General features: G+C 64.8%; 12 protein-coding genes. 6 read left to right on the top strand and 6 right to left on the bottom strand.

Annotated features, from left to right (window positions below):
* The first annotated feature begins 84 nt into the window (after positions 1-84).
* The 5 genes from ACN675_RS04890 (at position 85) to ACN675_RS04870 (ending at position 4770) form a co-directional block, all read left to right on the top strand.
* Complete coding sequence (locus ACN675_RS04890) at positions 85-900, top strand: 2-keto-4-pentenoate hydratase (RefSeq protein ID WP_420749789.1); 816 nt, start codon at positions 85-87, stop codon at positions 898-900.
* A gap of 243 nt (positions 901-1143) precedes the next feature.
* Complete coding sequence (locus ACN675_RS04885) at positions 1144-2007, top strand: IclR family transcriptional regulator (RefSeq protein ID WP_420749788.1); 864 nt, start codon at positions 1144-1146, stop codon at positions 2005-2007.
* Positions 2008-2116: 109 nt separating this feature from the next.
* The gene (locus ACN675_RS04880) at positions 2117-2764 is read left to right on the top strand and encodes a DUF2848 domain-containing protein (protein ID WP_420749787.1); all 648 of its coding nucleotides are present in this window, start codon (positions 2117-2119) and stop codon (positions 2762-2764) included.
* Positions 2765-2800: 36 nt separating this feature from the next.
* Entirely contained in the window at positions 2801-3958 is a 1158-nt protein-coding gene (locus ACN675_RS04875; protein ID WP_420749786.1) for a HisA/HisF-related TIM barrel protein, read from the top strand.
* 2 nt (positions 3959-3960) lie between these two features.
* Entirely contained in the window at positions 3961-4770 is an 810-nt protein-coding gene (locus tag ACN675_RS04870) for a carbon-nitrogen hydrolase family protein (protein WP_248676490.1), read from the top strand.
* Positions 4771-4775: 5 nt separating this feature from the next.
* Here ACN675_RS04870 and ACN675_RS04865 read toward each other — a convergent pair whose 3' ends face one another.
* On the bottom strand, positions 4776-6974 hold the full coding sequence (locus ACN675_RS04865; protein WP_420749785.1) for a LuxR C-terminal-related transcriptional regulator: 2199 nt from the start codon (positions 6972-6974) through the stop codon (positions 4776-4778).
* A 199-nt stretch (positions 6975-7173) separates the two neighbouring features.
* Between ACN675_RS04865 and ACN675_RS04860 the strand changes: the two genes are divergently transcribed.
* The gene (locus tag ACN675_RS04860) at positions 7174-7392 is read left to right on the top strand and encodes a hypothetical protein (protein WP_420749784.1); all 219 of its coding nucleotides are present in this window, start codon (positions 7174-7176) and stop codon (positions 7390-7392) included.
* Positions 7393-7517: 125 nt separating this feature from the next.
* On the opposite strand, the gene ACN675_RS04855 is transcribed toward ACN675_RS04860, so the two are convergent.
* From ACN675_RS04855 to ACN675_RS04835, 5 genes are all read right to left on the bottom strand, one after another.
* A complete protein-coding gene (locus ACN675_RS04855; RefSeq protein ID WP_420749783.1) occupies positions 7518-7658 on the bottom strand; it encodes a hypothetical protein in 141 nt (46 codons plus the stop codon).
* 63 nt (positions 7659-7721) lie between these two features.
* Positions 7722-8516: a hypothetical protein gene (locus ACN675_RS04850; protein ID WP_420749782.1), complete on the bottom strand. Its 795-nt coding sequence runs from the start codon at positions 8514-8516 to the stop codon at positions 7722-7724.
* Positions 8517-10382 carry a hypothetical protein gene (locus tag ACN675_RS04845; protein WP_248676485.1) on the bottom strand — a complete coding sequence of 622 codons (1866 nt, stop codon included), beginning with the start codon at positions 10380-10382 and terminating at the stop codon, positions 8517-8519.
* 159 nt (positions 10383-10541) lie between these two features.
* Positions 10542-11465, bottom strand: coding sequence for a ParB/RepB/Spo0J family partition protein (locus ACN675_RS04840; RefSeq protein WP_248676483.1), 924 nt, complete (start codon positions 11463-11465; stop codon positions 10542-10544).
* The gene (locus tag ACN675_RS04835; RefSeq protein ID WP_248676482.1) at positions 11465-12175 is read right to left on the bottom strand and encodes a ParA family protein; all 711 of its coding nucleotides are present in this window, start codon (positions 12173-12175) and stop codon (positions 11465-11467) included. Before ACN675_RS04835 ends, ACN675_RS04840 begins: the two co-directional genes overlap by 1 nt.
* Positions 12176-18181: the final 6006 nt, after the last annotated feature.

Raw genomic sequence — 18181 nt, 5'->3', positions numbered from 1 at the left:
CAACCAACGGACCGTCGAGATTCCACACGCCTCCCCGGCAGTCCAGGGTGAACTCCCACAAGGCGATTCACTCGAGGAGTAGACATGGCATCGCACATCGACCACACGGATCACACTGTCGAACAGTTGAGAATGATCGACACCCTCGCGGATCTGTTGTTGCGGGCGGAAGCGGAATGTACCGACCGGGCACCGCTCACCGACGAGTATCCGGAACTCGACATCGAAACGGCCTATCGCGTACAGGACGAGATGCTGAGTCGGCGAGTGGAGCGAGGGGAAAGCGTGGTCGGTGTGAAGCTGGGGCTGACGTCCGTCGCCAAACAGCGTCAAATGGGTGTGTCCGCACCGTTGACCGCCTGGCTGACGGACGCGATGGTACTGCCGCCGGGCGCCCCGCTGCCGCAGGACCGTCTGATCCATCCGCGCATCGAACCGGAGATCACGTTCGTGATGAAACGGCGTCTGGTCGGGCCCGGCGTCACCGCCGCTACCGCACTCGCGGCGGTGGATCGGGTCTACGCCGGTCTCGAGGTAATCGACAGCCGGTTCGCCGACTTCCGCTTCACGCTGCCGGATGTGATCGCCGACAACGCGTCGTCGGCATATTTCACGACCGGGTCGGTCGGTGTCGATCCCGCGGGGCTACACCTTCCGTTGGAAGCGTGCCTGCTGGAGTCCGATGGCCGGGTCGTCGACGTCGGTGTCGGCGCGTCGGTACAGGGTCATCCTGCGCAGGCGCTGGCGCTGGCTGCCAATTCTCTTGCCGAGCGCGGACACGCAATCGAGGCCGGGTGGATCGTGATGACCGGTGGAATGACCGATGCCGTGGCGGCGCCGGCAGGGACAATGATCTCCGCACAGTTCACCCACCTGGGTTCGGTCGGGCTGATGTGCTGACGGTCGGGGATCGGAACATACCGATCGGTCTCCCGGTGTTCATGTACGTGTCTCGGTAGTTTCTCGGTAGTTCCCCCGATGTGACGGTTCCCACTGCCCTCTTACAGTCGACGAGCAGGTCGAACGCGAGACACAGCGCGTACGCCGGCCCCGAAAGGCCGTGTACAGCCATCGTGCGTGTCGCCGCGGACAACAGCCCCAGACCGCCGACCGGCGGTCGGCCCTCGCGACCGAGAGGCAATCATGATCCCGTCCAGCACCACTGCACCGATCCGGCCGCCCGCCCACTCCCCGAACAACGGGGCGAACATGAAGCTGATCCCCGGCCATGAGCATCCCGACCGGGACTCGTCCACCTCGGTGGCGAAGGCCCTCGCGCTCCTGAGCAGCTTCACCCCAAATCGACCGAGGATGGGGGTGTCCGAAATCGCACGCCGTGCCCGTCTCCCGAAGTCCACCGCCCATCGACTGCTCACCGTCCTGGTCGAGTGGGAGATGGTGCACAAGCACGGTACCGAGTACTCTCCCGGCCCGCGGTTGAGCGAGCTGTCCGTACTCGCCGAGCGACCCGACACTCAGGATCTGCGCCGTGTGGCACTTCCGCACCTGCTGGACCTGTACGAGATGACCCACGAGACGGTAAATCTGTGCGTACTCGCCGGGCAGGACGCGTTGTACGTCGACAAGATCCACGGTCACAACAGCGTCGACTCGCCGGCGTGCGTCGGTGGTCGGATCCCAGCCACCAACACTGCGGTCGGCAAGGCGCTGTTGGCATTCAGCAGCAATGACGTACTCGCCCGTGTCGCAGACAATCTGCGTCCCGCCACCTCCTTCAGCATCGCTACACCACTGCAACTCGCGCGCGATCTCGACGCCGTCCGACAGTTCGGTATCGCATATGACCGACAGGAGACGAAGTCCGGACTGACCTGTGTCGCTGCACCCATCCGCGGCTGGTCGGGGGCGGTCGTCGCCGCCGTATCCATCTCGGGTCCGGTGCACCGCTTCCGGCCCGCGAGCGCGGTACCCGCCATCCGTATGGCGGCCGCCGGGATCGCCAAACTCGCTCAGGAGGCGAATTGGCAACGACAGAGTCACGGTTAGCGACGCCGGCCTCCCCTCCCCCACCCCGCACCGTGATACCCACGTCCACAGAGAGGACCGACCCATGCCGCTACTGACCTTCGAACTGCCCGACCGAGAACAGGTTGCAGTGACGGTCAACACCCTTCTCAACGCCGGTTACGCCGGTCGCAGCCAGGCGGACGTTGCCGCCCATATCGAGGAGTTGGCAGAACTGGGAGTTCCTGCACCGCAGCGAATTCCGTGCATCTACCCACTTTCGCCGTATCTGGCCATGCAGGTCGACGATGTGACCGTCCAACACGAACTGACCTCCGGAGAGGCGGAATGGGCACTCGTGGTATGCGGAACGGAGCCAAACGACTTGCTACTGACTGCCGCCTGCGACCACACCGACCGACATCTCGAGCAACACGGCGTGGCATGGAGCAAACAGGCCGCACCCGATGTACTTGCCCGCCAGGCGTGGCGGCTGACGGATGTCGCCGACCGCATCGACCAACTCACCCTGACCGGTAAGGTCCTGACCGACACTGGAACTCAGGTGATCCAGGATGGCACACTTGCCGAACTGCTGAGCCCGCTGTACTGGGTGGACGAACTGCGGGAACGCGGCTTGCTCGAGCCCGGCACCGTTCTCATGTCCGGCACCATCCCGATGCGCACCGAGGTCGACCAGTTCAGCGCCGGCTGGAGCGTCGAACTCGGCGATCCTCACACGAACCGGTCGATTTCGTTGTCGTATTCCGTGCAGCAGACTCCACCCGCGGTCGACTGACGCATCGTCCGATCGCTTCACCTTCCAGGAGCCGTAATGCACTCATCTTCAGATCCTTGGTCCCCGCTGACACTCAGATCAGGTACCACACTCAGAAATCGATTCCTTCTCGCGCCCATGACAACCGATTCCTCTCATCCGGACGGATCGGCCACCGAGGCCGAGCTGACCTATCTTTCCCGCCGGGCCGCAACCGGATTCGGCGCGGTGATCACCTCCTGCGCCTACGTCCATCCTGCCGGGCGGGCATGGCAGGGAATCGGTGCGTCCGGCGAATTCCACCTCGACAGTCTGCGAGCGGTCGCGCGCGCGGCACGCGGTGACGGTGGCGTCGGCATCCTGCAGATATACGACGGTGGTCGAATCGCGCTACCCGAACTGATCGGACCCGACGCCTTGCGTGGCCCCTCCGCTGTGCCGTCCGCCCGACCCGATGCCCGCACACCCAGAGCGCTCCGCGACGACGAGATCGAGGGTCTCCTCGCCGCGTTCGGACAGGCGGCGGCCTACGGAGTGAAGGCGGGCTTCGACGGCATCGAAATCCACGGCGCCAACCACTATCTGATCCATCAGTTCTTCTCCCCGCGAGCCAACCGCCGCACCGACCTGTGGGGTGGCAACCTCGAGGCACGGATGCGATTCCCGCTCTCCGTCGCCCGCGTCGTGCGCGAAACTGTCGGCGACGCAGTGACCGTCGGGTTCCGGATCACACCGTTCGAATCCGAAACGGGCGGGTACACACTTGACGACGCCGCGAGGTTGGCCGATCGACTGGCCGCCGAGGGCATGGACTACATCCACATCTCCATGGACAACTTCCGCCGCAACTCGCCACAGCCGGAAGACCGGGACTGGACGAAGAGCCGACAGCAGGTGGAGTCACGTAATCCGATCGAGGCGATCGCCGAGGCGGTGGACGGGCATAGCGCCGTGGTCGCCAGCGGGGGCATACGCACCCTGGACGACGCCCGGACCGCCCTCACTGCCGGTGCCGACCTGGTCGCGATCGGACGTGCGGCGCTCGTCGACCCGGAATGGGTGGACAAGATACAGGCCGGCGCACATTCGCAGATCCGCACCCACTTGCCACCGGATGCCGGCGACATCGAATCGACCCTGACCATTCCACCGCGAATGGTGCGCTACCTGCTCAGCCGCCCGGGATGGATTCCGCGGGTAGGACAGGACAGCTGATCATGAACGACACCTTGCAGATAGCGTTGTGCCAGATCGCGTCGACCGGCGATCCGGACCGCAACCTTGCCACGGTCCGCGCCGAGGTCGGACATGCCGCCCGCGCCGGCGCCAGGGTTGTGGTGTTCCCGGAGGCCACCATGGCGCACTTCGGGACCGAACTCGGCGCGGTCGCCGAACCGATCGATGGACCGTGGGCCTGTGCGGTCGCCGCCATCGCGGACGAGCACGATGTGCTCGTCGTGGCCGGCATGTTCACCCCCGACGGTGCCCGCGTCCGCAACACCGTGATCATTACCGGTCTCGGTCAGCATTTCGGCTATGACAAAATCCACCTCTACGATGCGTTCGGATACCGCGAATCGGACACCGTGGCACCCGGCAGCGAATGTGTCACGGTCACCGTCGACGGTCTGGTACTCGGCGTCGCCACCTGTTATGACATCCGCTTTCCCGCTCTGTTCCAGCGGTTGGCCGAGGACGGCGCGAGCGCGGTACTGGTACCGACGTCCTGGGGAGCCGGCGACGGGAAAGCCGACCAATGGGACGTGTTGGTACGGGCACGGGCCCTCGACTCTGGGTGTTGGGTACTCGGATGTGATCAGGCCGACCCGCGTACGGCCGGTGTCGCGGTCCGGCCCGACGCTCCCACCGGGATCGGGCGGTCCCTCGTTGCGGATCCCTCGGGTGCCGTCGTGGCGCGCCTGGGCGCCGAATCGGGGATGCTCCTCGCCGGTATCGACGGCGCCGCGTCAATCGCGGCGCGGCGACGAACGGGCGTGCTGGCCAACCGTTCCCGCACGGTGTACTAGCTCGTTCAACGCCGCTGTGTGGCCAGCAGGACCGCGACCTGTGTCCGCGAATTGACACCGAACTTGGTGAAGATGTGTTCGACATGGCTGTCCACGGTGCGCAGGGCGATCACCAGTGTCTGTGCTATCTGTTTGTTCGTGAGCCCCTGGGCAAGCAGCTGGGCGATCTGCGTCTCGCGGGGCGTAAGGAGGGCGAGGAGCGCGTCCTCGGACGAGAGTTCCGCCTCGTCCGAGGACTCCTCACCGAGCGCGTAGTCGATCGTGCGATCCACCTCCATCCTCGCGCCCTCCTCGAATTGATATTCGAACTCCTTCTCTCCAAGCACCTTTCGGACATCAGCTTCCGTACGGCTGCTCCAGGATCGCAGTTCGAACCCACCCGGGTAGATCCCCAGCGGCTCCCACATCCGACGCACCGCCCCCAGAAGCCGCGCCGAGCGCACGGCATCACCTTCGGCGCACGCAACCCAGGAGAGCAACTCCACAACCACAGCGATACCCAGCACGTCGTGGAAGGGTCGTTTGACCGCGAGCGCCTCCCTCAACGCGCGTGCCGCGGCCGCAGCGTCTCCGCGCATCCAGTGCGCCAGTCCCGTGAATGTGAGAACCCACGACAGCGACCACCGCTCGCCTAGTTCTTTGCATAGGTGAAGCCCTTGTTCGAGCACCGCGAGAGCCCGTTCGGGCTCCTGCCGGTGACACAGAGCCCACCCCAGGTGCTCCATCGCGAGGACCTGCTGCGCAGATGTCCCGTTCTCCGACTCCATCGCCATGCCCTCCTCGATCAAGGTCATGCCCAGCGATGGGTTGCCGAGGTTGTGCTCGGCAATGCCGCGTATGTGGGTCGCGTGAGCGAGTCCGATCGCGTCTCCTGCTTGCCGAGCGGCGTCCTGACTGCCACGAAGCAGATCGAGCGCGACGACGGCCTTACCTTCGGCTATCGCGAGATAGCCGTTGGCCCACAACGCTGCTGCACGTTCGGGTCCAGCATTGTCGTCGAGCGCCAGGCACCGGTCCAGCCAGTGCCGTCCCTCCCGTTGCTGTCCGCATCCGAGCCAATACCAGAAAAGCGCCGAACTCATGCCGAGCGCGGCGCGCCCTCCCTCGGGGTCGGAAACCAGCGAATCCAGGACTGCTCGCAGATTCGCCTGTTCCCGACGCATCCGTTCGACCATTTCCTCCTGGCCGGGCCCGAACCAGTTCTCGTCGAACTCGCGTGCGAGCCGCTGGTAGTACGCGCGATAACGCCCGACAACCGCAGCGTCGAGCGGATCTTCGCGCAGTTTCCGCAATCCGTACTCGCGCACCGTCTCGAGCATGCGATAGGTGGGTCCGTCGCTCGAGTTGTGCATCACAAGGATCGATTTGTCCACTAGCGCCGCGATGTGTTCCACGACGACCTCTCGGGGGAGATCGTCGTCGCTGCAGACACACTCGGCGGCGTTCAGGTAGATGGAGCCGGTGAAGATCGACATGCGTTCCCACAGAAGCCTCTCGTGCTTCGAGCACAGGTCGTAACTCCAGTCCAGGGTTGCCCACAACGACTGATGGCGGGGGGCAGCGGAACGGTCGCCCAGGCTGAGAAGCCGGTGGTGGTCGTCCAGACGAACCAGCAATTCGCGGGGTGACAGTGCCCGCATCCGTCCAGCCGCGAGCTCGATCGCCAACGGCAACCCATCGAGCCGACGGCACAGTTCCTCCACCGTACGCTCGTTGTCGGCGGTGATCCGGAAATCCGGCGCCGCAGCCGTGGCCCGTTCCTCGAACAACCGCATGGCCTCCGGGCGTACGTCATCGGAGCCCCGGCCGCTGCGCGAGACGTGGACCGGAAGCGGCTCGACCTTGAAGATGTGTTCACCGGTGACACGCAACGGTTCGCGGCTGGTGGCAAGGATCCGCAGCCCAGGGCAAGCGGACAGGAGGTTCCGTACCAGGATCGCGGTTTCGTCGAGCAGATGCTCACAGTTGTCGAGGACCATCAGCATCTCGCGCCCGCGCAGATAATCGACCAAAGTCGCCACCACATCCGACTGGTGAACCGGGGCTCCGACAACCTGGGCCACCGTCATCGCTACCAGTGCCGGGTCGGCGACCTCGGCCAGCTCGACGAGCGTTGCGTGATCCGCGAAGCCGCGCTCGGCTTTCCGGCCGACGTGCACCGCGAGACGCGATTTGCCCACACCACCGATACCGGTGAGGGTCACCAGCCTCGAGTGAGCAAGCAGTCGCCGGATCTCAGTGGTTTCGGTGCCTCGTCCGACGAGGGCCGTCACATCTGCAGGGAGCCGCGGCGGCGGAACATCGGGCATCATGTCCTCTCAATAGTCCATGCTGCGCCGATGTTCAAGGGTAGCGGGGACGGACCGGGTGCTCGGTGTTCGTCGAGTTCAACGACGATGGGGGGTGTTCGACGACCGATCCCGCATCGGCCGGATCGCCGATGTGTGGGAGTCCCGGGGGTCGGCCGGCGGAAGGTCACGCTTCGACGTCGCGCTGGCGCTGCCGCTTCCGCTGCCGCCGCAGCAACTCGGCGTGGGCTTCGGAGAGCGTCAGGAAACGCCCGTCGGCTGCTACCCGGACCGCCATGCCGCGCTCGACGTCTGCGACGAAACGTTCCAGTGATTCCGTATCCCATGTATGGACGGGCCCGGGCGGCCACATTATCGGCATGTGCATCTCATCTCCTCCGAAAGTGTCAGCCGAACGAGGATCCGGACATTCCGTGTCCGGAGTATGAGGTTGGAACGCTAGATGGATATCCCCGGGATCGTCCACGGCACCGTTCTGCGGTGCGAGACACCGCCGAGATCGCCATTGGGCAGCGAGCAGTCGAGCAAGTGACGTTTGTGAACCTGTTCGCGGGCCTTGAACAGCACGATGGCGCTCAATCGGATCGTGTCAGGAACGCGGGACGCCAGGTGGTGGGTTTTGTGTGGCCGCCGGTGGACTACTCAGTGCCACGTGACGTCGAGCTTGTCGATGGCGTCGAAGTGGAATCCGAACTGGTCCCCGTACACGTCGAATCCCTTGTTCTCCGGGTAGTCGAGGGTGGCGTGGCGTTCGAGGATCGCCACCACGCGGGCCTGGTCGTCGTTCGCCAGGGCTGCGGCGATCTCCCGTGATTCCTCGGCGCTGAACGGGACGTCGGAGTTGCCGAAGTCCAGTGTGCGGGTGCGGTAGTCGTATCCGACTTCGTCGCCGTTGCGGACGTGCACCCGGCCGGTGACCCGGATCGTGGCGACCCTCGGTGTCCCGTCCGGCCGGAAGACACCGGCCTTGCGCATGGTGTCCGTCGCTTTCGCGGCGTTGAGTTTGGACTTCGCGTCGTTGCGCAGCTCGTTGGTCTTGCCCGACATGTACTTACGCACCGACGAGGGGGCGCGACCGATCTGCTGCGCCACGGCGTTGACGCCGCCGAGGCGTTGGATCGCGGCGCGGCGCTGCGCCAACTCAGCGACCTCAGGATGGGGAATACGGCCCTGCTGCGCCCAGCGGCGCAGCGTCCGGTCCGAGGGCGGGGTGCGGCCGGCATCGATCGCGGCTTGGCGCAACCCGTCGTTCCCGATCTCGCTGCGCAGCTGCCGGACCGAGACCCTCGCGGTCAGCCCCGCCAGGCCGCGGCTGGTTTCCTGCGCCTTGGCGATGCCTTCGGCCGCGGCGGCCGCGACCGTGACGCGCATGCCGTCGAGACCGGTGGTTTTCTGCGGCACGGATTTCGAGCGCGGCTTGGGCAGGTGCAGCGCCATCTACTGCTCCTCGTCGGTGTCGGTGCCGTAGGCCGCGGCGATCGCGAGCCGAACCTCGTGGGTGGTTTCGGCGGCCGCAAACGCCAGGATCATCTCGTCGGTCAGCTCCACCTGCTTCTCGAGGGTCATCTTGCCGAGGGCGGCACTGTCGTCGGCGATGTCCTGCCCCTCTCCCAGCAGATACACCCAGGAGTCGGTCATGGTACGGATCGGCCACCGTCCGGTCTCGCGGGCGATGCGCATCGCCACCCGGCGCCCGCGCCACCGGCAGTGCGCCATGATCGCCGCCCGCCACAACGGCTGGTGGTGATGCTGCATCCGGCTGGCGGTCCACATGTCGGGGTTGACCATCCGACCCACGTACCCCTTGTAGCAGGCGCCGAGGAACCGCTTCATCGCCACATCCCCGGTCTCGACCGCGACGGTGCGGGCCTCGCGCAGGATCTTCGCCCACTTGTCTAGGGCCCGGCCCTGTTCCTCGTAGACCCAGGCGTCGGTGACGTCGAGGTCGTCGATGTCCAGGCCCATTCCGCCGTCGGCGATCGGCGCGCACAGTCCTTCCAGGCTGACGGTGGTGATCCAGGTCCGCACCGGCTGGTCGTGCAGCATCGCTGGGTGCGGCAGCGGGAGCTTGTCCGGCAGGGCGTACTGGCCGGCGGCGGGCAGGGTCACGCGCCAGATCCCGAACGCCGGCTTGTCGACCGCGGCGGCGGCCGCGACATCGGCACCGCTCAGGTTGCGCACGCGGCCGTAGCCGAACGAGAGCATCCCGGCCGAGGCCAGGTAGGCAGCGCGCTGGTCGATGGTGACCAGCCGGGTCACCCCGTCGAGATCGTCGTCATCGGGAATCCGGGACCAACCGGCGGCAGGTTCGAGATCGCCGCGGGGGGCGCCGTCGATCGGTGGGACCGGACCGGCGGCGGTCACCACGATGCCCTTCCCTGTCTGGGTGCGTTCGCGGCGGATCTTGTCGAGAATCGCGGCACCGGTGCGGGCCGGGGTGGGGCCGGGCAGGGTGCCGAGGTGTTTGGCGGACCAGGCCAGGCGGCGGCCGAGCTCGCGGGCGGCGGGCAGGTCCTCGTCGGGCAGGTAGGTGCCGGCGGTCGGCGAGCCGAGGATGCCCATATCCCCGACTCGGTTACCCCAGCCAAAGTCCTTGTTCCAGTACGTCCATACGTACGGTTCGAGGATGAGGTCGACCATTTGGGTGGCCTTGCCGAGCTGACGTTTGAGGTGCACGACGAAGCCGGGATCGCCGCGCAGCTCCCAGCCGGCGGCGATGAGCGGCGGCAGCGTCGCGGCGACGGCCTGGGTCAGGTCCGAGGCGGCGCGGCGGCGCAGCTGTTCGAGGTCGTCGACGTCGTCTTCGCTGCCGGGGTCGATCGTCCAGCCGAGTCGGGCGCAGGAGTCGATGCCGACGAACCACACCTGGGCGGTGAGACCGTGTGGGGTCAGGGCTGCCCAGTGGATCAGCTTGTCCAGTTTCTCGATGGTGTCGACGGGGCCGGTGAGTCGGGCGCCGGAGGGACTGTAGGTGGCTTCGGCGGTGACGATGAGGGCGTGTCCGTCGGCGTCCGTGCCGGTGGGGAGGGATTCCCAGGGTTTCGGGTCGTCGGTGTTTTCTGTGTTCGGCTGGGTGTCGTCGCTTGTTTGGTCGCTGTCGGGGTCTGTGTCGGTGCCGGTGTCGTCGGGGGCCGGATCGGTCGTGGCGTGGGTTTCGGTGCGATTGTGGTCGACTACGTCGTCCTCTACCCGATCCGATTCGCCGGGTGTCGAGGCATCGGGTGGGGCGGGCACGTCGGTGTGTTCGGTGTCGGGTTCGGGTTCGACATCGAAGAGCGTGAACTGTTCGTTGTTTCGGCTCATCGGGGCTCCGCTGGGATTCGCATGAGGGTGTGGCCGTGTGAGGTGCGCGGACGGTGATCGAAGGTGCCGGATGGGAGTGGGTCGCGGCATGGTGTCCCGCAACCAGCCGGTGGGGGTCCGGCTGGTTGCGGAATCATCTTGTCCACGAACGCAAATCGGTTAGCGGAGACCGAGAGCGTCGATGAGGGCGCGTTGTTCGTCGTTGGAGTAGTGCTTGCGCACGGCGGCGGCGAGGACAGCCGGGTCGACGGACAACTTCTTCAGTGCCTGCACCACTTTGTCGGCGGGTTCGATCGGCGCCGACTCGTCCGGATCGTCCTTCGTGGGCGTATTCGGCTGGGAGTCGGCCGGTCCGGGGTCGGCTGTGGACTTGTCCGACTCCGGGTTCTGCGCGGCTTCCCATGCTGCGACCTGTTCCTCGAGGGGCACCTTGGCGAGCGAGCGGGCGTGCCGGATCGCGAGATCGCCGGCGCGCAGCGCCGCTTGGAGTTCCGGTGCGAGTTTGAGCAGTGCGCGGCGCTGGGACACCCATCCCTTGGAGCGTCCGAGTTTGGTCGCGGCGGCGTCGGCACTGCCGAACTCGGCCACCATCAGCTCGACGGCCTTGGCTTCTTCGAGGACGTCGAAGTCGCGGCGGTCGATGTTCTCGCTGGTCGCCGCCCAGAGGATCTCCCCCTTGTTGACGGCGATGCTGTCTCGGACGACGACATCGAGACCGGGGCGGCCGTACTTGACGGCGGCCGCGAGGCGTCGGTTTCCGTTGACGACGATGTACTTGGCGGTGCCGATCTCGGCTTCGTCTTCGGGCCACAGTTTGAGCCACGCGGCCCGGCTGACGGCCGTGCCGGGTTGCAGCTGCCGATCTGTGATGGTGGACAGATCGGAGAGGTCGCCGACCTCGTCGCGGGGATTGCGCGGGTTGGCGACGAGCTCGGCGACCGGCACATCGGCCAGGAACTGGCCGTCGACGGGCTCGGTGGTGATGGGCTTGGGGCTCACGGTTCGCTTGCGGTCGACCGGTGAGTTGTCTCCGACTGCGCCGACCAGCGAGGCGAAGTTCGCGCGCCCTCCCTTGGGGGCCATCAGCGGCCGCCGTCCGCGAGTTCGAGGCTGAGTTTGTAGAAGTCTTCGCGGGCCTGGAGGGAGACCCGGTTGGTTTCGTACTCGGTGACGACCCGACCTTCGGCGGCGGCGCGGGTATGCACCTTGTAGTGGCGCACGACGGTGCGGGCGAGGGGCCAGCCGTTCGCCTGGACGAATTCCCGGGTCTGGTCGAGGTCGACCTTGCCGTCCCGCGGGTCCCAGTTGTTCACCACGACAATGAATTTCTTGCCGAGGGGTTCGAGGACCTGCTTGATGGTGCGGGCGGTCGGGTCGAAGCACAGCGGTTCGGGTTCGATCGGCACGATCACCAGGTCGGCGACATCGAGGACGGCGCGCAGGGCGTCACCGGAGGTGCCAGCCCCGAGGGGGTCGGTGCCGTCGTCGTTGCCGGACAGGTCGATCCAGCCGGGGGTGTCGACGTAGACGTGTTTGATGCCGGGGAGTTTGTCGAGGTTGCGCAGGACCTCGAGGTTGTCGTGGACCTGGTCGATCAGGAACGGGAGTTCTTCGACTCGCGAGGCCCACCAGACCGCCGAGCCCTGGGGGTCGACGGAGATCGCCGCGACCGGGGACTGCACGTCGTCATCGTCGCCGGATGTGAGGACGTCGGCTTTCACCGCGGCCAGATTCATTGTCAGGGTGGATTTTCCGACCCCGCCCTTTTGATTCAGCATGACATGCACAGCCATTGGATACCCTCCGTATGCTTCACCCCCGAGGGGGCTACTTCGGACTTGCACCACCACGTTGCGATCGAGGTGGCGATTGCGCTTCCACTGTAATGGGTTTGAGACCTTTTTTGGTGGATTGCGTCGCTCTGCACAATAGATCCGCGTGGGTCTATTGTGCAACCGGGCAGTATGATCCCGGGCATGGTCCGATACCTGACGTTGCACGAGTTCGCTGACCGTGTTGGGATCGCGTACAACACCGCGAAGGGTTATCTCCGCAAAGGTGTTCTGCCGCAAGCAGATGCAGAGATCGGGCCCAGGCTCGGCTGGCTTCCCGAGACCGTGGACGAGTGGATGTCGAGTCGTCCTGGGCGCGGACGGTGGGGCCGCGACGACCTTCCCCCACGCTGAGTTCCGATCCTCTTGGCGCCCAAAATTTCTCGAGATTTCTTGAGCGCCCTCGGCGTGTCGCCTTCCGAATCGGGCATACCCGCGCGAAGCGCGTCTCGCACATCTGCCCCGACCGACTTTCCGGCACCGGATTACACCACCCAGTTTCGTCACTGTGACGGATATGTGGCGCGAGTCAGCACTCCTATCGACTCCCGGCCGATCGCGAAATGCCTACTTCCGCTACCGAAATGACCGCGCAACCTTCCTGCTACGGTGCAATCACGGAATGCGAGTCCGATACCTCCCGCGCGATCGCTTTCCACCCCGACCGGACGACCGACCTTGTGGTGGTTTACCGCGGTAAACCACCCGTCCTGCACTGAGGTAGCAATGGTCGTTCGAAGCTGCGACTCCCCCGGGGCTTCACCGGCACCGAGCTCCATCGTGTCGGAGAAATCCGCTACAGAACCGACAGGCCACTTCTATTCAACTTCGCGTCACCTTGCCGGCCGGACCTGTGCCCAGCAGACAGCGATGCCCGGACCAGGCTTTCATTCAGGGTTCTTCCCGTCTCGCGGAACTGCAGCGACATGGGAAGAGGTGCGACTGGTTTACCGCGGTAAACCGCCCAGCCCGTCGCGGCGGACATCGCCTTCGCGCTGCAACTGCGGGCCAACCGTGCCCGGACGACCTGTCCAGGATGCCACTCCCCCGGTTTACCGCGGTAAACCCGAGACTCAGCGACGGCCCTCGCTGCAGTTTTCGTGCGAGCATCTCAAGGGCACGAAGAGCGATCCACCGTTTACCGCGGTAAACCAGCAAGACCGACAGGCAGCAGCTACGCCGGCAGGATCCGTGGCATCGCTCCATTGTCGAAGACGATGAAGAACGCCGACATTATCGACATGGTTCACCGCGGTCAACATGTATAGCGCTTTTCGAAGACCGAGGCGAACCCCGCCATGGGCCGGCGGGTGTTAGTGGTTTACTGCGGTAAACCGAGCCATCAACACCAGGCATCGCATTCTGGTGTCGGCTTCTGGTGTCGGTGAAACGTGGGGATTCCCCACTCAAGGGCTGCCGCTTAGGCACACCACTCCCCTGGTTTACCGCGGTAAACCAGGGGAAGACTTGGTCGCGCCCGTTCCACGATGGGATCTCCGCCTAGCCTCGTGCACGCGCATCGACGTCCAGTGGCCCGCACGCGTTCCGCGCGGCAAGGTACTAGAGACACGAGTCGATGGCTCGGCATGTTCGGCCTGAAGGCACCAGCCTTCTGCCGATGTCGACGAGTCTGTTCCGACGTGTTCGGCGCGGTCTACCGCGGTAAACGAGATCACGACCTCCTGTTCGGCGCGCCGGGAAGTCTGAGGCGGTGATCTTTCCCTCGGAGGATGCTTCCTGGTTTACCGCGGTAAACCGGTTCACGGCTATGGCGTCGGGTCCCCTTCCCGCCGACAGCATGCGTGGCACGCCGGTTCCGAGTACAACAGATCAGGGATACCCCTCCCCCCGGTTTACCGCGGTAAACGTCACCTCGAGCCATCCGTTCCAGAATGTCGAAGGATCTCCGCCGCAGACTTGCCTCCACGCCAGCCCCGAGCTCTTCGCGGCACGAGATGTTTACCGCGGTAAACCGAGCCGCACGGTGCACTTCCTCGGCTACAACCACTCTGACGGCCGGAGCAAAAGGGCTACCCTTCGGCGCGATCCCGGTTTACCGCGGTAAACCGGTCCGGGTGTGCGGTGCTGGTGCAGGCGTCGCCTGACGCCGACGACGGGGTGCTAACAGCCGCCATTCCCAGCGAATGCAATGTCAGCGGGCTGACCTACAGCTGTTTACCGCGGTAAACAACGTCAGCCGGAGCAGCCTGCTAGTTCTCGAAGCCAAGAGTTCGGCGGGTTATTACCGAGTTCCCCGTCCCTTCGACGGAGGCGGGCGTGAGACTGTGACCCCGGGCCGGTTTACCGCGGTAAACCAGCCCTCCTGCATCGCTCCTGCGCGGCCGGGTCACGCCGTCCTCGGCGAGGCAACTCCTTCCGTCGCACTGAAAACGCAGATACCACCCCTTCCGTTTACCGCGGTAAACACGATCCGGCTACGCGCTCCGGCGCGATGATGAATCACCGCCAACATCGACGCTCTCGATCATCTCCAGGCAGCCCACCGCGTTTACCGCGGTAAACCGGTGAGCCACACGCCACATCGGACCGGTCGTTCATCAGCTCGAATCTTCCGTTGCAGCGTCACGTACGGCACGTACTGCCGGTTTACCGCGGTAAACAACGGAGGGAATCGCGGTCAGGCCCCGAAACGATCGGGATTGCCAGCGCACATGTGGTGATTCGATGTCACCGCAGCGATCTCCTCAGCGCGTTTACCGCGGTAAACGAGATGCGGTAAACGCGCTCGATCGCATACCGGCGACTCGACGCGACACTCGGTATCCGACGAGAGTCATCGAGTGGTGCACCTGCTGCGGTTTACCGCGGTAAACCGCAGCACTGGATTGAACCGATCAGTTCACGTAGGCACCCCAAGGCTGGCGCATAGCGCTACGACCTGCTGAGCGGATCCCACGCCAACTCGATCGGTGCTCGCGGGAAGTATCTCCGTGAGCACCGCCGCTGCAGGCGACTACCGTCAAGCCAGAGTCGTCGATAGCTCACGGCTCTCCGCGTCACGGCAACGATCCGAAACCGTGTTTACCGCGGTAAACACGGATGACGATCTGGCCGTTGCCCGAAGCAATAGCAAGCCTGGGGCTCGTGGTTTACCGCGGTAAACCACGAGCCCCAGGGGAGCGGTCGGCGTTCATCGACAGGAGCCGCCCATGCAGCTCCCAGTCCACGGCGATCACTGAGGATGGGCCGCTTGGGCACTCACACGGATGTAACGGGGTTCCGGCGGTTCGTCGCGACCACACTTCGTCGGCGTGGTTTACCGCGGTAAACCACGCGGAGGTCGTGTGGACACGCGCGATCATTCTGGGTATGTCAGAAGCACCGCGTGTCATGGCTGTTTACCGCGGTAAACAGCCATGACACGCATCTCGCTGTCACGAACACCGCCAACGACGAGCCGGTGGGGGAGGGGAGTCTCCCGTGTTTCCGTCGGACGGGGAGCGCGCCTACCTCACAGCGCTACCGGAGGGATTGCTTCGCCTGCGGGAGAGGGCTTCTCGAATCTGATTCATGACCGACACCCGCGTGCTTGTAGAGGCGATTCGCATGTCGCGGTCGGACGCCGCCACGGCGGCTCGCCGGCGTTCCAGGTCCCGCTCCAACTTGGCCTCGCGGGCGCGTTCGGAGGGGGAGGGGCCGGACCAATCGATGCGTGCCAGGCGCCAGCGCAAGAACCTGATGGGGTGCCTAAGCGAGCCCCGTTCAGGCCAGGTCCAGCCACGAAGCCTGGTGTCTTCGTTGAGGGTTCTCGCGATATCGCGCCCTGTCCAGCGAGTCGTATCGACGCAATGGTCCCTGAGTGCGTCGCAGACGGATCCGATATGCCTTCCGGTATCCAAGGATGGGGCAAGGGAAATTAGCTCGGCAGCGGCCTTCTGAAGCTGAATTGGTCGAGGATTCGCGTTGCGGGAAGCGGAAGCTCCGGCCGCGTGCGTTCGCGCGCGCGTTGTCTTGTACTTCCTGACGGAAGTAGAACTACATAAAACAACACCAAGAGATTGGGGGCCACCGGTGCGGGATTGTGGATGAATCGGTGGGGTAGGGGTGCGGGGGTCGCGTGAGGCGTTCCCGACGCGTGTAGAGGGCGGAGTGTCCGTGGGCGAGCCAGCGGAGGTAACGCGAATCACGACGGATCTGGGGGAGGTCAGGGCCCAGACGCTTGTCGCCTTCACTTGTTTACGTCCGTGATGGGCTTCGGCGGCCCACTGTTCGATGGTGCGTAGGAATCGGCCCCGGACCATCTCGTGAGCCATCCCCAGTTCGGACAGAACGCGCCGTGCACGCTTGAGGACAGTGATCGAGACGCCGGCTCGCTCGGCGAGGGTCTCCCGTGATGCGGTGACGCGGCGGCCGGTGCGCTGGTCGGCTACGGCGGCCATGCATACCGCGACGGCGAAGACGCGTTCTGGGTCGATGCTGTGGCGCCGGCATATTTGAATGCCGGCGTCGCTATTCAGAATTTCTCGGACTTGGCGTTGCCAGATTGCTCGTCCAGACCAGACGGGGGTGGTCGACTGCATTTCCGGTGGTACCGGAATTGACCAGGTTCGACCGCGTTGGTCGCTTTCGATATTGATTTTCTCGACTCGCGCCACGTTTTCTTGTGCGCGATTTATTGCATCAAAATAGGCGAGGTCATGGGAAGTGGGGGATTGTTGAGTTGCGGCCTCCCGAGCGGCTGGTGCGGAAAATTCGCGGCGTGTCGTTGTGGAAGTTGTTGTATCTGTGTCAGGGCATGAGTTACCCTGAGACGTACCAAGCACGGTATGTCCCTCCAAGAAAGCGGGACCTATCGAGCACCGATAAGCCCTGGTGGGAGCAGTACTTGGAGCGAAGCGGCAACTTCGGTTCCATGTCGAGCGCCAACAGTGGTGAGAACTGAACACACGGTTAGCTGCACTACAACTCGATGAACCTGGTGGAAAGATTCTCGAAGGACAAGCCCCCGTTAGGGGGTTTTGTCTTGTACTGCCCTGTGAGTTATTTACTTATTACTCGTCGGTAAGTTCCGGCTCCTTCCTTCGGTGGGTATCGATGTGGTTTATTTCACCACATCACCGGTCCGTGATCGCGCAGCGACTCGAATTTTATTTTCGGTGCGTCGAGAGCGGCTGTCCACGGCCGAGGACGATATTCGGCGTCTATTTTCGAAAATGAATGTCGGGCACTACTCGGCGCCGTCCCGATCTGAGGGTTCGACGTGGCACTGTCCCCGACTCGCTCTCGACCGCGTGCGCTACTCGGCGTTCTGGGCCGAATGAGAGGCTCGCGGCTCGGGTCCGTCGGGGTGGTTGTCCGCAGCGGATCGCGGGTCGAGAGGGAACTGCCGGCACCGAACCCGCCGCGGCGTTCGGTGCCCGATCTGTTGATGGACGCGGCACGGACCCCCAGTGCCGGCAGGTTTCGGAAAGGATCCGGGTCGCGCCGTCCGTTCAGACGACAGCTGCTCTGCCGGTGCGTTCGTCTCGGCGATACGGACACGCCAGAGCCCTTTCTGTAGGGGAGGGGAGGAACCAGAAGGGTCCCGGGCATCGCAACCCCGACACGGGATCCGTCAACCGCGGGGCATCAGAAGAGCACGGCTGTTCCGTCAGCACGACGGGGTACTCCACTGCGTCGAGGTGATCTGCCGCTCGGGACGACGGTGGTCTGATCACGGTAGACGAGGCCGACGCGAGGTCGTCGAATGGCGAGGTGATGCATGGGGGAATCGAACATGTGACGGTCCTGCGGAGCCAGGATCCTTGTTCAATAGCTGCGGCGTTGTGGCCACGCGCGATCCTTTTCCCGAGGTCTGGGTGCGGAACCCGATGCCGTGTTCACGGATCGGAACACGAAACACTTGCGCGCGCATACGATGACGGTCGACTCGGCCGGAGCTGAGCGCGGCCGGCTGGTGTCCGACGTGGTAGGCGCGGCATTGTGCGTCAATACCGCTCACCCCTG

The organism is Rhodococcus sp. O3 (assembly GCF_048897285.1).
Taxonomy (GTDB): Bacteria; Actinomycetota; Actinomycetes; order Mycobacteriales; family Mycobacteriaceae; genus Rhodococcus.
The sequence above is the reverse complement of the archived record's forward strand: the minus strand, read 5'-3'. Positions and strand labels throughout refer to the sequence as shown.